The following is a 15,750-nucleotide window of genomic DNA, read 5'->3' as shown; positions in this document are numbered from 1 at the left end:
CGCTCACCCCCCGTCCTCAACGCCGGAGGCATCCGCACCCGGCGCCTCCCCAAACCGCGCCAACGCCAACGCCCCCGCCCAAGCGTGATCCGGCGGCGTCCCGTATCCCACCACCAGCGCGTCCGTCGGATCCGCCGTGGCGGACTCGTGGCGGAACGAGTTCACGCCATGCAGGGCCAGGCCCTGCCAGGTGGCCGCCTGGACCACTGACCGTTCCGTGCCGGGCGGGAGGCGCAGGAGGACGTGGAGGCCGGCTGCGATACCGGTGACGTGGAGGTGGGGGGCGTGCGTGGACAGGGCCCGGACCAGGGCGTCCCGGCGGCGGCGGTAGCGCAGGCGGGCGGCGCGGACGTGGCGGTCGTAGGCGCCGGAGGTCAGGAACTCGGCCAGGGTCAGCTGGTCCAGCACACCGCAGGTGTCCGAGCCGCCCTTCGCCGCCGTCACCTCCTTCACCAGCGCCGGCGGCAACACCATCCACGCCAGGCGGAGGGCGGGGGCCAGGGACTTGCTGGCCGTGCCCAGGTAGACCACCTTGTCGGGGTCCAGGCCCTGCAGCGCGCCAACCGGCTGGCGGTCGTAGCGGAACTCGCCGTCGTAGTCGTCCTCCAGGACCAGTCCGCCGGTGCTGCGCGCCCAGTCCACCACCGTCCCCCGGCGGTCGCGGTGCAGCGGCACGCCCATGGGGAATTGGTGGGCGGGGGTCAGGAGTACCGCCCCGGGGCGCAGGTCGCCGGATGTCAACTCCCCTGGGTTCGTGCCCAGTTCGTCGAAGGGGAGGGGTGTTGTGGTCAGGCCCGCCGCCGTCAGTTGCTTCCAGTGCGGTGGGAGGCCGTACGACTCCACCGCGATCGTCTCCACACCGCGCGCCCGCAGCACCCTGGCGAGCAGTTGCAGGCCGTGCACGAAACCCGCGCACACCACGACGCACTCGGGGTCGGCGCGTACGCCCCGTGCGCGGGCGAGGTAGCCGGCGAGGGCGGTGCGCAGTTCGGGGCGGCCGCGGGGGTCGCCGTAGCCGAGGGCCTGGTTCGGGGCGGTGAGGAAGGCGCGGCGGGCCGCCTTGAGCCACTCCGTGCGGGGGAAGGCAGCGAGGTCCGGCGTACCGGGGATCAGATCGTAGACCGGGCCCGGGCGCTCCGGGTGAGGTGTGGCCGTGGTGCCTGTCGGTGGGGTCACCGTGCGGTCGGCCACTCTGGTCCCCGAGCCCTGGCGGGCGGTGAGCCAGCCCTCGGCGACGAGTTCGGCGTACGCCTCGGCGACCGTGTTGCGGGCGATGCCGAGGTCGGCGGCGAGGGAGCGGGACGAGGGCAGCCGGGTGCCGGGAGCCAGGCGCGCGCTGCGGACCGCCTCGCGCAGGGCGGCGGTCAGGCTGAGACGCAGGCCCGGTCCGGACGGTTCCAGGTGGAGGTCGACGCCCAGAGTGGCCCAGGGTTTCGGCATGGAAGTGGACCATACTCCTGGGCTGCTTCGCTCCTAGGCTCGACACCATGACGACGATCGACAGCACCCCCGACACCACGACGGTCGAGTACGCGGCCGAGCGGCCCGCCCGGCTCAACTGGGCCAAGCACGCCCCCGAGGTCTACAAGGCGATGGTCCGCGTCGACGCGGCCGCCCGTAAGGGACTCGATTCCAGGCTGTACGAACTGGTCAAGATCCGCGCCTCGCAGCTGAACCACTGCGCGTTCTGCATCGACATGCACACCAAGGACGCGCTCGCGGCCGGCGAGAGCGTCGAGCGGATCGTCCAGCTCAGCGCCTGGGAGGAGTCGGCGCACTTCTACACCGCCAAGGAGCTCGCGGCGATCGAGCTCACGGAGGCCGTGACCGTCCTGACGGACGGGTTCGTGCCCGACGAGGTGTACGACCGTGCCGCCGCGCACTTCGAGGAGCCCGAGCTGGCCCAGCTGGTCTCCGCGATCGCGGTGATCAACGCCTGGAACCGGTTCGGGGTGACCTGCCGTATGACGCCGGGGCACTACCGGCCCGGTCAGCATGCGTGAGCCGACATACACAGCCATCGACAACGGGAACCGGGTGATGGTCGCCCGCCGCATTCCACCAGGGGGATACACACCGTGACCGACAGCGTGGGCAGCACCGTCACCAAGGTCGAGACGTTCCGCGCCCTGCACCGGCGCAGGGCCCCCGGCGACCCGCTGGTCCTGCCCGGCCCCTGGGACGCCGCCAGCGCCCGCGTGTTCGTCGAGGCCGGGTTCCCCGCGCTCGCCACGCCCAGCGCGGGCGTCGCCGCCTCCCTCGGCCACGAGGACGGGCAGACCCCGGCCGACGAGATGTTCGCGGCGGTCGCGCGGATCGTACGGGCCGTGGACGTGCCGGTGTCGGCGGACATCGAGGGCGGGTACGGGATCGCGCCGAAGGAGCTGGTGGAGCGGCTGCTGGAGACCGGCGCCGTGGGGTGCAACCTGGAGGACTCCGAGGGCGGGGTCCTTCACGACCCGCGCGCGCACGCCGACTGGCTCGCCGAGGTACGGCACGCCGCCGGCGACCGGCTCTTCGTCAACGCCCGGATCGACGCCTTCATCCGGCCGCCCGGTGACGCCGACCCCAAGCAGGCCGCGGAACAGGCCATCGCGCGGGCCGCGTTGTACGTCGCCGCGGGCGCCGACTGCGTGTATCCGATCGGCGCCCCCGTCGGCGTACTGCCGCTGCTGCGGTCCGGGATCCAGGGGCCCGTCAATGTGCACGGCACGGTGACCGGCGGCCCCTCGTCCACCGAACTCGGTGAACTCGGGGCCACCCGCGTCACGTTCGGGCCGGGGCTCCAGCGCGGGGCCGTCGAGGCGCTGCGGGAGATCACGGCCGGTCTGACGAGGTGAGCGTCAGGACAGCCACGTCTTCCACGTGGACTCGTGGCTGTCCGCCCACTTCTTCGCCGCCTCCTCGGGCGACAGCTTCTGCTCGGCGATCATCAGGGAGACCTCGTTCTGGTCCTCGGTCGTCCACTTGAACTTCTTCAGCAGGGCCGCCGCCTCGCCGCCGTTCTTCGAGAAGTCGGCGTTGAGGTACTTCTGCAGCGGGGTGTGCGGATAGGCGCAGGCGACCTTTTCCGGGTCCGCGTCGCAGCCCTCCTTGTACGCCGGCAGCTTCACCTCGGTCATCGGGACTTTCTTGAACAGCCACTGCGGCTCGTACCAGTACGTCAGGAAGGGCTTCTTGGCCTTGGCGAACTGCTTGAGCTGCGTGATCTGCGCGGCCTCCGAACCGGCGAACACCACCTGGTAGTCCAGGTCCAGGTTGTTCACCAGCGCCTTGTCGTTGGTGACGTAGGACGGCGAGCCGTCCATCAGCTGGCCCTTGCCGCCGCTCTCCGCCGTGCGCATCTGCTCGGCGTACTTGTTGAGGTTCTTCCAGTCGGTGACGTCCGGGTGCTCCTTGGCGAAGTACGTCGGGACGTACCAGCCGATGTGGCCGGTGACTCCGAGGTCGCCGCCGGGCACGATCGTCTTCTTGTCCTTGACGTACCGCTGCTCCTCCTCCGGGTGGCCCCAGTCCTCCAGGAGAGCGTCGACCCGGCCCTGGCTGAGGGCGTCCCAGGCGGGCACCTCGTCGATCTGGACGGTGTCGACGCGGTAGCCGAGCTCCTTCTCCAGCAGGTACTGGACGACGGCCACGTTGGCCTGCGCGCCCACCCAGGACTGGACGGAAAGGGTCACCGTCTTGGCGCCCTGCGCGTTCGCGAAGGGCGAGGACTGCTTGGTCATGTCGGCGGCGCCGCAGCCGGTCAGCAGCAGCAACGAGAGCGCGGACACGCCGGCCACTGCGGCAGTCGTACTCATCCGTATACGCATGTCACGCTCCCTTCTTCGCGCGGCGTTCCGTCGGCTGGGTCACCCGGTCCAGCATCAGGCCCAGGCAGACGATCGCCGCGCCGGCCACCAGACCGGTCGCGAGGTCGCCCTGCGCGAGGCCGAAGACGACCTCGTAGCCGAGCGCGCCACCGCCGACCAGGCCGCCGATGATGACGACGGCGAGGACCAGGACCACGCCCTGGTTGACGGCGAGCAGCAGGGCGGGCCGGGCGAGCGGGAGCTGGACCTGGCGCAACTGCTGGGCGGGGGTCGCGCCGAGCGAGCGCGCCGACTCCAGGGCGGCCGGGTCGACCTGGCGCAGGCCCTGGGTGGTGATGCGGACGACGGCGGGCAGCGCGTAGACGACGGCTGCCGCGGCGGCCGGGGCGCGGCCCACGCCGAACAGCGCCACGACCGGGATCAGGTACACGAACTGCGGCATCGTCTGGAAGACGTCCAGGACGGGCCGGAGCATGCGCTCGACGCGGTCGCTGCGGGCCGCCGCGATGCCGGTCGCGAAGCCCAGGACCAGGGTGACGGCGACGGCCGCGAGGACCTGGGAGAGGGTGTCGAGGGACGGCTTCCACACACCGAGCACGCCGATCGCGGCCATGGCGAGCACGGCGGTCAGCGCGGTGCGCCAGGTGCCGATCAGCCAGGCCAGGGCGGCGACGATCAGCAGCACCGACCACCAGGGCAGCCACTGCAGGCCGTCGCGCAGGGGGTCGAGGATCCAGGTGGTGAAGTGGGCCGCCCAGTCGGCGGTGCCGCCGACGACGGGGACGCCGGAGTAGAGGTGGTCGGTCATCCAGTCGACGGCGCGGTTGACCGGCTCGGCGATGTTCAGGTCCCAGGCGTCGGGCCAGTCGAGACGGCCCGCGAGACGTGCGGCGACCGCCACGGCCAGAGTGCCGGCGAGCGCGTACAGCCAGCGTGCGCGGCCGTTCGGCTGGGGCTCCTCGCCGAGGCTCTCGCCTGCCGCGCAGGTCACCCGGTCCAGGACGACGGCGAGCAGCACGATCGGGATGCCGGCCGCGAGCGCGGCGCCGACGTCGACCGAGGCCAGCGCCTGGTAGACGCGGTCACCGAGGCCGCCGGCGCCGATGACGGACGCGATGACCGCCATGGACAGCGCCATCATGATCGTCTGGTTGAGGCCGAGCAGGAGTTCCTTGCGGGCCAGCGGTATCCGGGCCGTCAGCAGGCGCTGCCGTGCGGTGGAGCCGAGCGACTCGACCGCCTCCAGCACCTCCTTGTCGGCGCCGCGCAGACCGAGGGCGGTGAGGCGGGCCATCGGCGGGGCGGCGTAGACGACGGTGGCCAGGACGGCGGCGGGGACGCCGATGCCGAAGACCAGGACGACGGGCAGCAGGTACGCGAAGGCCGGGAGCACCTGCATGGTGTCCAGGACGGGGCGCAGTATCCGGTCCATACGGTCGGACAGACCGGCCGCGAGACCGAGCAGCGCGCCCACGGCGGCCGAGGCGAGCACCGCCACGACCATGAGCGCCAGGGTCTGCATGGTGGGTACCCACATGCCGAGGAACCCGCAGGCCAGGAACGCTGCGGCCGTACCGGCGGCGAGCCGCCACCCGGCGACGCGCCAGGCGATCAGGGACGCGGCGGCGGTGACACCGGCCCAGCCGGCGGCGAGCAGCACCAGGTACACGGCGCGTACGGAGAGCACGACCGCGTTGCTGATGTGCCCGAAGAAGTAGAGGAACAGCGGGTGGCTGTCGCGGTTGTCGATGATCCAGGTGCTGACCTTGGTCAACGGTTCGGACAGGTCGACGGTCAGCGCGCCCGGCCAGGAGCCGCTCGCCCAGCGGGCGTTGGCCAGCGGGACAAGGATGGCGGCGAGGAGCGCGAGCAGCAGGAGCTTGCGCAGGGCGGGCCGTTTGAGGAAGCCGGGCAGTGCTGCCCGGGGAGCGGTGGCGGTGACGGTGGCCATCAAGCCACCTCCCTACTCTGCTCCGTCCCCGCTACGACGCCGAGAAGCCGTTCGTGGTCGACCACCCCCAGACAACGTCCCCCTTCCATGACCCGGGCCGCGGCACCGGTGCGTGCGACGGCCTCGATGGCCTCGGACACGGTCGCGTCCGGCGCGAGGGCGGGGCCGTTGCCGCCGGCCTCCTCCGCCGACGCGGTCCTCATCGCCGTACGGACCGTCAGGACCTGTTCGCGCGGGACGTCACGGACGAACTCGCGGACGTAGTCGTCGGCCGGGGAGCCGACGATCTCCTCCGGGGTGCCCAGCTGGACCACGGCGCCGTCGCGCATGAGGGCGATGCGGTCGCCGAGCTTGAGGGCCTCGCTGAGGTCATGGGTGATGAAGACCATCGTGCGGCCCTCCTCGCGGTGCAGGCGGACGACCTCCTCCTGCATGTCCCGCCGGATCAGCGGGTCGAGCGCGCTGAACGGCTCGTCGAAGAGCAGGACCTCGGGGTCCACGGCGAGCGCCCGGGCGAGGCCGACGCGCTGGCGCTGGCCGCCGGAGAGCTGGCCCGGCCTGCGGTGCTCCATCCCCTCCAGGCCGACCTTGGCCACGACTTCGGCGGCCCGCTCACGGCGCTGCGCCTTGCCGACGCCCTGGATCTCCAGGCCGTACGCCACGTTGTCCAGGACCGTGCGGTGCGGGAGCAGGCCGAAGTGCTGGAAGACCATCGCGGCGCGGTGCCGGCGCAGTTCGCGCAGGCGGGCCTTGTCCATGGCGCGCACGTCCTCGCCGTCGATGGCGATGCTGCCGGCCGTCGGCTCGATCAGCCGGGTCAGACAGCGCACGAGCGTGGACTTGCCGGAGCCGGACAGGCCCATGACGACGAAGACCTCGCCCTTGCGGACGTCGAAGGACACGTCACGCACGGCGGCCGTGCAGCCGGTGCGGGTGCGCAGCTCGGCGGGCGTGAGCGCGGTCAGCTCGGGGTCGGCGGGGACGCGGTGCGCCTTGGGGCCGAAGACCTTCCACAGGCCTTCGACGGAGAAGACCGGCGCGGTCGGGGGCTTACGGGTCTCGGGCGAATCGGGCGTCACGGTCTGGGTCGTCGTACTCATCACGCCTCACCTCCAATCAAATCGACGGCCTTCTCCCCGACCATGAGCACCCCGATCATCGGGTTCACGGCGGTCATCGTCGGGAAGACGGAGGCGTCGGCGATACGGATTCCTTGCAGGCCGCGGATCCTCAACTGCGGGTCGACCACGGCAAGTTCGTCGTCGGCGGCGCCCATGCGGCAGGTGCCGGCCGGGTGGTACACGGTGTGCGCGACCTTGCGCGCGTACTCGCTCAGCTCCTCGTCGCCCGTGACCTGCGGGCCGGGGCACACCTCGCGCTTGAGCCAGTGCGCCAGCGGTTCGGTCTTGGCGACCTCACGGGCGATCTTGATCCCGTCGACGAGGGTGCGACCGTCGTAGTCGTCCTCGTCGGTGAAGTACCGGAAGTCCAGCGCGGGCTTCACGGACGGGTCGGAGCTGGTCAGGTACAGCCGGCCGCGGCTCTTCGGCTTGGGGATGTTCGGGGTCATCGACACCCCGAACTCCGGCCGCTCGTAGCCGAGGCGCTCCGGGTTGTCCGTGAACGGGACCTGGTAGAAGTGGAACATCAGGTCCGGGCCCCGGTGTTCGGGGTCGCGGCGCACGAACAGGCCCGCGTCGGAGTCCATCGCGGAGTTCTCCGGGATGGGTCCGTCGGTCTCCCAGACGATCACCGACTCGGGGTGGTCGAGGAGGTTCTCGCCGACGCCCGGCAGGTCGTGGACGACCGGGATGCCCAGCTCGGTGAGGTCCCCGCGGGGGCCGATGCCGGAGTGCAGCAGCAGGCGGGGCGAGTCGACGGCGCCCGCGCACAGCACGACCTCGCGCCGGGCGCGGACCAGGATCTCCTCGCCGTCCTTGGTGCGCATGTGCACGCCCTCGGCGCGGGTGCCGTTGAGCTCCAGCTTGTGCGCCCAGGTCTCCAGCAGGATCGTGAGGTTCTCGCGCTCGTCCATCACCGGGTGCAGATACGCCACCGACGCCGAGGAGCGCTTGTTGTTCTCGGGGTGGTAGGCGAGGTCGAAGAAGCCGACGCCCTCGGTGAAGGGCTGCTTGTTGAAGCCCTCGACGCGCGGGACGCCGAGCACGTCCTGGGCGGCGTCGACGAAGTCACGGGCGATGGCGTTCCGGTCGTTCTCGTCGACCGGGACGATGTTGTTCTTGAGCCGGGCGTAGTACGCCTCCATCGGCACCGCGCCCCAGCCCTTGGCGCCCGCCTCCTCCCACTCGTCCCAGTCGGACGGCAGCGGCTTGAAGGCGATGAGGGTGTTGTGGCTCGAACACCCGCCCAGCACGCGGGCCCGGCTGTGCCGGATGTGCGAGTTGCCACGGGGCTGCTCGGTGGTCGGGTAGTCGTAGTCCAGCTCGCCGCCGAGCAGACCCATCCAGCGGCGCAGGGTCAGGACGTCGTCGCGGCCGACGTCACTGGGGCCGCCCTCGATGACGGCGACGGTGATGTCGGGGTCCTCGGTGAGGCGGGAGGCGATGACGGAACCTGCGGTTCCGCCGCCTATGACGACGTAGTCGTACTCGTGGGTGTTCTCGGGCATGCGGGTGGTACTCCAAGGGGGGTTGATCAGGGCTGACTTGAGGGGACGGGGTCAGCCCGTGAACCAGCGGACCGGCTTCGGCGCGAGGTTCTGGTAGACGTGCTTGCTCTCGCGGTACTCGGCGAGTCCGGCGGGGCCGAGTTCACGGCCCACCCCGCTCTTGCCGAAGCCGCCCCACTCCGCCTGCGGGAGGTAGGGGTGGAAGTCGTTGATCCAGACGGTGCCGTGCCGCAGGCGGCCCGCGACCCGGCGGGCCCGGCCGGCGTCGGCGGTCCAGACCGCGCCCGCGAGGCCGTACTCCGTGTCGTTGGCCAGCGCGATCGCCTCGTCCTCGGTGCGGAAGGTCTCGACGGTGAGGACCGGGCCGAAGACCTCCTCGCGCACGACCTTCATCTCGCGGTGGCAGTGGTCGAGGACGGTCGGCTCGTAGAAGTAGCCGCTCTCCGGCCGCTCCGGGGACGGCTCGGGGCGCTTGCCGCCGGAGCGCAGCACCGCGCCCTCCTTGAGCGCGGATTCGACGTACGACTCGACCTTGGCGCGCTGTTGCTCGGAGACGAGCGGGCCGCACTCGACGCCGTCGGCGGTGCCGCGGCCGAGGCGGATCTTCTGGGCGCGGCGGGCGAGTTCGGCGACGAAGCGGTCCCGGACGGACTCCTCGACGATCAGGCGGGCGCCCGCCGAGCAGACCTGGCCGCTGTGGATGAACGCGGCGTTGAGGGCCTGGTCGACGGCGGTGTCGAAGGCCTCGTCGGTGGCGCAGGCGTCGGCGAAGACGACGTTGGGGTTCTTGCCGCCGAGTTCGAGGGCGACCTTCTTGACGGTGGGCGCGGCGGCCTGGGCGACCTTGGTGCCGCTGATCAGTCCGCCGGTGAAGGAGACGAGGTCGACGTGGGGGTGCTCGGAGAGCCGGGCGCCGACGGAGTGGCCGGGGCCGGTGACGATGTTGGCGACGCCGACCGGCAGGCCCGCCTCGACGAGCAGGTCGATGAGCGCGACGGTCGTCAGCGGGGTGATCTCGCTGGGCTTGACGACGAAGGTGTTGCCGGCGGCGAGCGCGGGCGCGATCTTCCAGCTGGCTTGGAGGAGGGGGTAGTTCCAGGGGGTGATCAGCGCACACACACCGACCGGCTCATGGACGACGACGCTGTGGATGTCGGGCGAGCCCGCGTCGACGACCCGGCCGGGGGCCTCGGCGGCGACGAGGTCGGCGAAGTAGCGGAAGGCGTCGGCGACGCAGTCGATGTCGACACGGCCCTCTTCGACGGTCTTGCCGGCGTCACGGGCCTCCAGCAGGCCGAGCGGCTCACGGTCGCGCACGAGCAGGTCGGCGACGCGGCGCAGCAGGGCGGCACGCTCGGCGACGGGCGTGCGGGGCCACTCCCCCTGGCCGCCGTCGAAGGCACGGCGGGCGGCCTCGACCGCCAGATCGGTGTCCTTCTCGTCACCCTCGGCGACCAGGACGAACGGTGTCGCGTCCGCGGGGTCGAGGATTTCGCGCGTCGCGCCGGAGACGGCCGCACGCCATTCCCCTCCCACGTGGATGGTGCCGCGCGTCTGGAGTTCCGTACTTTCCGCCATGATCGGTGTTGCCTTCCGTTCCTGTTCAGAGCCCCTGTGTCACACGTATGTCACCCATGGGACCGAGTGCGCCTGCCCCTCGGTTGCGGATGCATGCGCGATCCATGGCCGAAAGTGTGCTGGGTCACTGAACATGCGGGCAAACCAGACAAAACAGGAACCGGCCGGGCTGGACCTCGACCGGACCTTTGACTAAAGTCAAAGAAATATGAAGCCAGTGTCGGCAGAACAGGTGACGGCCTTCCGTCGCTTCAACCGCTACTTCACGCGCCGCATCGGCGTACTGGACGACCACTACCTCGGCCAGGACCGCCCGCTGGGCGAGGCGCGGCTGCTGTTCGAGATCGGGGACGGGGTGTCCCTGCGTGAACTCAGGAGCCGGCTCGGGCTGGACGCCGGGTATCTGAGCCGGATGGCCAAGGCGCTCCAGGCCCAGGGCATGGTCAGGCTCAGCACCCACTCACAGGACAGCCGGCTGCGCATGATCGAGCTGACGCCGGCCGGACGGGTGGAGGTCAAGGAGCAGAACCGGCGGGCGAACGTGGTCGTCGCCGGGCTGCTCGACGGCCTCAGCGAACCGCAGCGCGCCGAGCTGACCGGGGCGCTGACCACCGCCCAGCGCCTGCTGCGCCTCGCCGGCATCACCGTCGCCCTCGTCGACGGCGCCGCACCGGACGCCCTGGCCTGCCTGGACGCCTACGCGGCCGACATCGACGAGCGGTTCCCGGAGGGGTTCGACAAGGACGACCTCGTACGGCCCGAGGAGGTGTCCGGCGACGCCGGCGCGTTCTTCGTCGCGTACGAGGAGAGCCGCCCGGTGGGCTGCGGCGCGCTCCGGCGCCTGGAACCCGGCGTCGGCGAGATCCGCCACGTCTGGGTGTCCCCCACCGCCCGCCGCCTCGGCCTCGCCCGCCGCCTGCTGGCAGCCCTCGAACAGGAGGCCACCACCCGCCACTTGACCGTCGTACGCCTCGACACCCACGCCTCACTCACCGAGGCACAGGCGATGTACCGGGCGTGCGGATACACGGCGATCCCGGCGTACGACGACAATGTCTACGCCAGCCACTGGTTCGAGAAGCGGCTGGCCGTCTGAGCCTGCGGTGCGCTCTGCGTCGACCCTGCGGAGATCGGCGCCGGGACCGGGGTGCGCGGGCCTGGGTGGCTCGCGCTCAGCCGCTGGTGGAGGGCCAGCAGTTCTGGTGCCGGGTCGACGCCCAGGTCCTCGGCGAGGCGCTTGCGGACGGCGTCGTAGTGGAGGAGAGCCTCGGCCGGTAATCCGCATCGGTACAGGGCGGTCAGCAGCTGCGCAGCCAGTCGCTCGTCCAGCGGGTGGGCGGCGGCCAGCTCCCGCAGCCGAGGGAATGTTGAGGAAACCTGTACGCGCAGGTCGTACGCCCTGGACCATGACCGCTCGGAGGACAGGGCCTAGGGAAGGACGGACCGGTGGAGATCCGGTTGCTGGGACCGGTACAGGCGTGGGCGGACGGGGCCGCGATCGACGTCGGCCGCCCTCGCCAGCGGTGCGTGCTCGCGGTGCTCCTCATGGAGGCCAACCGCGTCGTACCGATCGAGACACTCATCGACCGGGTCTGGGGCGACGATCCGCCCGCTTCGGTGCGCAACGTGGTCTACGGCTACATAGGCCGCCTGAAGACCGCACTGAGCGGGTCCGGCCCGGCGGCGACGGACATACGGCTGAACCGGGTCTCGGGTGGCTACGAGCTACGGGTGCCGGACGAGCGTGTCGACCTGTACAGCTTCCGTGACCTCGTCGCCCGTGCCCGGGACTCCGACGACGACCGGGCGGCCGAACTCCTGCAGGGAGCCCTGGAGTTGTGGCGCGGCGAGCCGCTGTCCGGGGTGACAGGAGCGTGGGCCGACACGACCCGTGCCGGTCTGGCGAGGGAGCGCGTCGACGGCTGGCTCAGGTACCACGAGGTGCAGTTGCGCAGGGCGCGCCACAGCGAGATCCTCCCCCGGCTGCGGGAGCTGGCCGCCGCCCACCCGCTGGACGAGCGACTGGCTGCGCAGCTGCTGACCGCCCTGTACCGATGCGGATTACCGGCCGAGGCTCTCCTCCACTACGACGCCGTCCGCAAGCGCCTCGCCGAGGACCTGGGCGTCGACCCGGCACCAGAACTGCTGGCCCTCCACCAGCTCATCGTCACCAACGACCCGACCCTGGCCGCACCGACCCCGCGCCGTTCCGGGATACCGGCCGAACTGCCCCACGACGCCGCCGGTTTCGCGGGCCGCACCGACGAACTCGCCCGCCTGCACGCACTGCTGGACAGCGGCCCGGCGAACACGGTCGTGATCTCCGCCATCGGCGGCGCCGCGGGCATCGGCAAGACCGCCCTGGCCGTGCGCTGGGCACACCAGGCGCGGTCCCGCTTCCCGGACGGCCAGCTGTACGTCAACCTGCACGGCTTCGACCACGACCGGCCGCCGCTCACGCCCACCGAGGCGCTCGAACTCCTGTTGCGGAGCCTGGGCCTGGAAGCCTCGGAGATCCCCTTGGCCGAGGAGGCGCAGGCACGCGCGTACCGCACCCTGCTGGCCGACCGCCGCCTGCTCGTCCTGCTCGACAACGCGGCCTCGGCTCAGCAGGTACGTTCGCTGCTCCCCGGCAGCCCGTCCTGCTGCGTCGTCGTCACCAGCCGCAACCGGCTCGGCGACCTGGTCGCCCACGACGGCGCACACGCCCTGCCCCTGGACCTCCTGCTGCCGGAGGAGGCCCGCGCCCTGCTGAGCGAGGCCCTCGGCCCGAACCGGCTCACCGCGGAACCGCCCGCGGTGGCCGAAGAGTTGATCCGGCTGTGCGGCAGTCTTCCGCTGGCACTGCGGGTCGCTGCCGCGAGGTTGGCGGGCGATCCGGGCCTGCGCCTGGCGGACCTGGTCGCCGAGATGTCGGAGGGCGACCGGCTGCAGGCCCTGGCACCGGACGACACCGGCAACTCCCCTTTGCGTACGGCGTTTTCCGCCTCGTACCGGGTCCTGTCGGACGGGGCGCGGCGGTTGTTCCGGCTGCTCGGACTGTTTCCCGGGGCGGAGTTCACGGCCGAGATCGCCGCGGCTCTCCTGGACCTGCCGCTGTCCCCGGCCCGCCGGCTCCTCGGCGGTTTGGCCGGGGCCCACCTGATCGAGCCCGCGGCCTCGGGCCGGTACCACTTCCATGATCTCCTCCGTGAGTACGCGCTGGAGCGTGCCCAGGTGGAGGAGGTGGCGGCGGATCGTGACGCCGCGTTGAGACGGGTCCTGGTCTGGTATCTGGGCGCTGCCCGGGCCGCCAGTGGAAGCTGGCTCTTCCCGCAGTTGCCCGACGATCTCGTCGCAGGCGAGCAGCCGGGCCTGCCGCCCGCCGCCGGAGCCGGACGATGGCTGGACGCGGAGCGGGCGAATCTGCTCGCCGTCATCAACCACGCGGCCCGTCACGGCCCCCGCCCGGTCGCCTGGCACCTGACGAACGCACTGTTCGGCTACTTCTGGCTCCATCTGCCGCGGGCGACATGGCAGGCCACCGCGCAGACCGCACTGGACGCCGCCACGGCCGAGGGAGACCTGTTCGGCCAGGCTGCCATGCACAGCAGCCTGGGACTGCTCAAGTCGGACCGGGGGCATGGCACGCAGTCACTGGAACACCACACGCGCGTACGCGAGATCAGCCGGGAGCTCGGCTGGGCGACGGGCGAGGCGGCGGCGCTCGGCGGCCTGGCCCAGACAGAGTGGAGCATGGCCCGCCTCGACAGGGCGCGCGAGCATGTCACCACCGGCCTGCGGATCACCCGGGAGGCCGGGAACCGTCACCTCGAAGCGCTCGGGCTGGTGGTCCTCGGTGTGACCTGCCGCGATCTGGGCCGACTGCGCGAGGCCGCGGAGCACCTCGAATCGGCGATCGGCCGGAACGAGGAGATCGGCTGGAACGACCACAGCCTGGCCCTGCAGAATCTGGGCTGGGTGTACTGGGAACTCGGACGTCTGACCCATGGCCTCGACGCGCTCGGTCCCTGGGTCACCTCTTCGGGGCGAGGCGGCTACCGCAACGACCGCGCCATGATGCTGGACGCCGTCGCGAGGATCAACATCGAGCTCGGCCGTCACGGGGAGGCTCTGGAACAGGCCGAGCGTGCCCTCGCGATGGTCAAGGACAGGGGACGGCGCTGGATTCAGGCCGGCATCCTCAACACGATCGCCGCCGCTCAGCGGAAGCTGACCCACTTCGACCTGTCGCTCCAAGCCGGCCGGCAGGCCGTGGCCCTGGCCCACGACTCGGGATCCCGGCGTACCCAGGCGGACTGTGTGCTGGGCCTGTCCCTCACACACCGGCAACTGGGCCGGTACGACGACGCCCGCACCCACGCCGAACGGGCGCTCAGCATCGCCCGCGACCACTGTTTCCGCGTGGTGGAGGGCCAGGCGCTGACCGCCCTGTCGGCGACGGCGAAGTCGGAGGGATCGCACGCCACGGCCGTGGAACTCGGCACCGAAGCCCTGGCCATACACCGCCGCACCGGCCACCGCCTCGGCGAGGCCCGCACGCTCCTGGTCCTCGGCATGAGGCAGGAGGCGTGGGACATCTTCACGGACGTCGGCGTGCCGACGCGGGAGTAGACGCCCGCGGGCCCCGTACCGGAAGAAACCGGTACGGGGCCCGCGGCTGACGCGTCTGGCGCAGGTGGCTCAGATGAGGCCGAGGGCGCGGACCGCCTCGCGCTCCTCCGCCAGCTCGGCGACGGAGGCGTCGATCCGGGCGCGGGAGAACTCGTTGATCTCCAGGCCCTGGACGATCTCGTACTTGCCGTCCTTGGTGGTGACGGGGAAGGAGGAGATGAGCCCCTCCGGCACGCCGTAGGAACCGTCGGACGGGATGCCCATGGAGACCCAGTCGCCGTCGGCGGTGCCGTTGACCCAGGTGTGGACGTGGTCGATGGCGGCGTTGGCGGCGGAGGCCGCCGAGGAGGCGCCGCGGGCCTCGATGATCGCCGCGCCGCGCTTGGCGACGGTCGGGATGAAGTCCTCGGCGAGCCACTTCTCGTCGCTGACGACCTCGGCGGCGTTCTTGCCGGCGATGCTGGCGTGGAAGATGTCCGGGTACTGGGTGGCGGAGTGGTTGCCCCAGATCGTCAGGCGCTTGATGTCGGCGACCGTCGAGCCCGTCTTCTTCGCGAGCTGGGTCAGCGCGCGGTTGTGGTCGAGGCGGGTCATCGCGGTGAACCGCTCGGCCGGTACGTCCGGCGCGGCGGCCTGCGCGATGAGCGCGTTGGTGTTGGCCGGGTTGCCGACGACGAGGACCTTGATGTCGTCCGCGGCGTTGTCGTTGATGGCCTTGCCCTGCGGCTTGAAGATGCCGCCGTTGGCGGAGAGCAGGTCACCGCGCTCCATGCCCTTGGTGCGGGGGCGGGCGCCGACGAGGAGGGCGACGTTGGCGCCGTCGAAGGCGACGTTCGGGTCGTCGCTGATGTCGATGCCCTGGAGCAGCGGGAACGCGCAGTCGTCGAGCTCCATGGCCGTACCCTCGGCAGCCTTCAGCGCGGGCGTGATCTCCAGGAGACGCAGCTTGACCGGCACGTCCGCGCCGAGCAGCTGGCCGGAGGCGATGCGGAAGAGCAGGGCGTAACCGATCTGGCCGGCCGCGCCGGTGACGGTGACGTTCACGGGAGTGCGGGTCATGGCGTTCTCCGTATGACAGCTGGCGATGGGGCGTCTCTGCCCCCGGGGTGCGGGACCTGGGCCCTGAGATGATCGATCTCTTGGCGTCGAGAGATCCACCGGTCAGG

The 15,750-nt window shown here is 71.5% G+C and carries 12 protein-coding genes; 4 read left to right on the top strand and 8 right to left on the bottom strand.

Features of this window, described 5'->3' with window-relative positions:
* Positions 1-3 precede the first annotated feature (3 nt).
* Positions 4-1,440 carry a PLP-dependent aminotransferase family protein gene (locus EAO75_RS01845; protein WP_147993261.1) on the bottom strand — a complete coding sequence of 479 codons (1,437 nt, stop codon included), beginning with the start codon at positions 1,438-1,440 and terminating at the stop codon, positions 4-6.
* Between the two features lie 47 nt (positions 1,441-1,487).
* On the opposite strand from EAO75_RS01845, the gene EAO75_RS01840 reads away from it, so the two are divergent.
* Positions 1,488-2,003, top strand: coding sequence for a carboxymuconolactone decarboxylase family protein (locus EAO75_RS01840; RefSeq protein ID WP_147993260.1), 516 nt, complete (start codon positions 1,488-1,490; stop codon positions 2,001-2,003).
* A gap of 75 nt (positions 2,004-2,078) precedes the next feature.
* Positions 2,079-2,840, top strand: coding sequence for an isocitrate lyase/phosphoenolpyruvate mutase family protein (locus EAO75_RS01835; protein ID WP_261989110.1), 762 nt, complete (start codon positions 2,079-2,081; stop codon positions 2,838-2,840).
* Between the two features lie 3 nt (positions 2,841-2,843).
* Here the strand turns inward: EAO75_RS01835 and EAO75_RS01830 are convergent, their stop codons facing one another.
* From EAO75_RS01830 to EAO75_RS01810, 5 genes are read right to left on the bottom strand one after another with little or no spacing between them, the layout of a single operon-like run.
* Positions 2,844-3,812, bottom strand: coding sequence for an ABC transporter substrate-binding protein (locus tag EAO75_RS01830; RefSeq protein WP_147993259.1), 969 nt, complete (start codon positions 3,810-3,812; stop codon positions 2,844-2,846).
* A 1-nt stretch (position 3,813) separates the two neighbouring features.
* Positions 3,814-5,763: an ABC transporter permease gene (locus EAO75_RS01825; RefSeq protein ID WP_147993258.1), complete on the bottom strand. Its 1,950-nt coding sequence runs from the start codon at positions 5,761-5,763 to the stop codon at positions 3,814-3,816.
* Complete coding sequence (locus EAO75_RS01820; RefSeq protein ID WP_147993257.1) at positions 5,763-6,863, bottom strand: glycine betaine/L-proline ABC transporter ATP-binding protein; 1,101 nt, start codon at positions 6,861-6,863, stop codon at positions 5,763-5,765. Before EAO75_RS01820 ends, EAO75_RS01825 begins: the two co-directional genes overlap by 1 nt.
* Positions 6,863-8,392, bottom strand: coding sequence for a GMC family oxidoreductase (locus EAO75_RS01815; protein ID WP_147993256.1), 1,530 nt, complete (start codon positions 8,390-8,392; stop codon positions 6,863-6,865). Before EAO75_RS01815 ends, EAO75_RS01820 begins: the two co-directional genes overlap by 1 nt.
* A 51-nt stretch (positions 8,393-8,443) precedes the next feature.
* Positions 8,444-9,970 (bottom strand): aldehyde dehydrogenase family protein, encoded by a 1,527-nt coding sequence (locus EAO75_RS01810; RefSeq protein ID WP_147993255.1) that lies wholly within the window; start codon positions 9,968-9,970, stop codon positions 8,444-8,446.
* Between the two features lie 208 nt (positions 9,971-10,178).
* On the opposite strand from EAO75_RS01810, the gene EAO75_RS01805 reads away from it, so the two are divergent.
* Positions 10,179-11,066 carry a helix-turn-helix domain-containing GNAT family N-acetyltransferase gene (locus EAO75_RS01805; protein WP_147993254.1) on the top strand — a complete coding sequence of 296 codons (888 nt, stop codon included), beginning with the start codon at positions 10,179-10,181 and terminating at the stop codon, positions 11,064-11,066.
* Here EAO75_RS01805 and EAO75_RS48465 read toward each other — a convergent pair.
* Positions 11,027-11,287 carry a BTAD domain-containing putative transcriptional regulator gene (locus tag EAO75_RS48465; protein WP_261989175.1) on the bottom strand — a complete coding sequence of 87 codons (261 nt, stop codon included), beginning with the start codon at positions 11,285-11,287 and terminating at the stop codon, positions 11,027-11,029. The genes EAO75_RS01805 and EAO75_RS48465 overlap by 40 nt on opposite strands.
* Before the next feature lie 129 nt (positions 11,288-11,416).
* On the opposite strand from EAO75_RS48465, the gene EAO75_RS01795 reads away from it, so the two are divergent.
* Positions 11,417-14,584, top strand: coding sequence for an AfsR/SARP family transcriptional regulator (locus tag EAO75_RS01795; RefSeq protein ID WP_261989109.1), 3,168 nt, complete (start codon positions 11,417-11,419; stop codon positions 14,582-14,584).
* A 69-nt stretch (positions 14,585-14,653) separates the two neighbouring features.
* On the opposite strand, the gene EAO75_RS01790 is transcribed toward EAO75_RS01795, so the two are convergent.
* Complete coding sequence (locus EAO75_RS01790; RefSeq protein ID WP_147993253.1) at positions 14,654-15,643, bottom strand: malate dehydrogenase; 990 nt, start codon at positions 15,641-15,643, stop codon at positions 14,654-14,656.
* Between the last annotated feature and the right edge of the window lie 107 nt (positions 15,644-15,750).

The organism is Streptomyces sp. UW30 (assembly GCF_008042075.1).
In the GTDB taxonomy this organism is placed as follows: domain Bacteria; phylum Actinomycetota; class Actinomycetes; order Streptomycetales; family Streptomycetaceae; genus Streptomyces.
The sequence above is the reverse complement of the archived record's forward strand: the minus strand, read 5'-3'. Positions and strand labels throughout refer to the sequence as shown.